Annotated in this window: 1 protein-coding gene and 1 pseudogene; both read left to right on the forward strand. The window is 38.2% G+C overall.

Going from position 1 to position 1,079, the window contains the following annotated elements; translation table 11 throughout:
• Positions 1-138 (forward strand): annotated as a pseudogene (locus tag EDI28_RS25835) (IS3 family transposase); the annotation flags it as partial.
• A 259-nt stretch (positions 139-397) separates the two neighbouring features.
• Positions 398-829 carry a hypothetical protein gene (locus EDI28_RS25845; protein WP_128786688.1) on the forward strand — a complete coding sequence of 144 codons (432 nt, stop codon included), beginning with the start codon at positions 398-400 and terminating at the stop codon, positions 827-829.
• Positions 830-1,079: the final 250 nt, after the last annotated feature.

Raw genomic sequence — 1,079 nt, forward strand, 5'->3', positions numbered from 1 at the left:
GGCAAGGCCTCGATAATCAATTACATTACCGGATACTACAGCCAAGTCAGGCCACATCAATACAATGGTGGGCTAACACCGAACGAGTCAGAGCGCCGCTTCTGGCTCACCCATAAAACCGTGGCCAGTTTTACTTGACCACTTCATAAAGATGCTATCGAAGAACTTGGACTTCAGGTAAAAAGAGTCGCAGTTAGTTTTAAAAATGAAGGTTCTGGGACAGCGTCTTATACAGCAACATTACATCTTGGTTTAATTAGTACTTCTATCAAAGGGAGTTTTAATATTGAAGAGCTGTTGTTGTCATGCTCTGGTTTGTTATGTATTGCTGCCCGTAGGATAAAAGGTCGACCAGCTTATATAGAAGAGCAGTTAGCAAAAGCTATGGGTAAATAATATGAAAGTCTTGGTTATGTTTTTGATTCTATTAGCTGGTTGCTCATCAATTTATAACGAAGGTTCGCTCTTCTCTTTTTATGAACGTTATCTTGTTGATGCCAAGCGAGATAACATTAAGCTTATATATCGTGACTTCTTTGATGATGCACTAGTGGCTGACGTAGATATTAATAATTCTTTTATAATCGAACAATTGTTATTCAAAGAAAATATGAAGAAGATCATAAGCCATAAGGAATCTTTATACAAAGATTATGGCTGTTTGACAGTGAATGGTGTGGATAATGATGGTAAACCTATAGCCATTAATGTTGAGTTTTCCAATCATGAACCAAAATGGTTAATGAAGGATGTTGATATTTTACTTTTAGACACTAAAGAAGATTATAGTAATACAGCTGTTTGTCCTAAAGAGTATGTTATTCATTAACAAATTGCCATAACAAAGCAATCAAGGTGATGCGTTACATTCGGCGGTTTTGGTATGGAGTTCAGTGCGCTTTGTTGGTTCAGTGGGGCACACCTTATTGCAGGCGTTATGCACCTAGAGCCAAGATTTTCAATGGTAGATAGTTCATCGCTTATTTCCACGATTTCTCTGGCCATTTGTTTGCCGAAAGGCTGCCTGTAAGTCCGAAGATAAGCAGGTTGTTGTTATATTTGCTGCCTTGAAGTCTGGC

Source organism: Photobacterium chitinilyticum (assembly GCF_004104355.1).
Classification (GTDB): domain Bacteria; phylum Pseudomonadota; class Gammaproteobacteria; order Enterobacterales; family Vibrionaceae; genus Photobacterium; species Photobacterium chitinilyticum.

What these genes read in the sequence shown, in the direction of transcription:
- EDI28_RS25845 (WP_128786688.1), top strand. Translation starts at nt 398, where the DNA reads ATGAAAGTCTTGGTTATGTTTTTGATTCTATTAGCTGGTTGCTCATCA.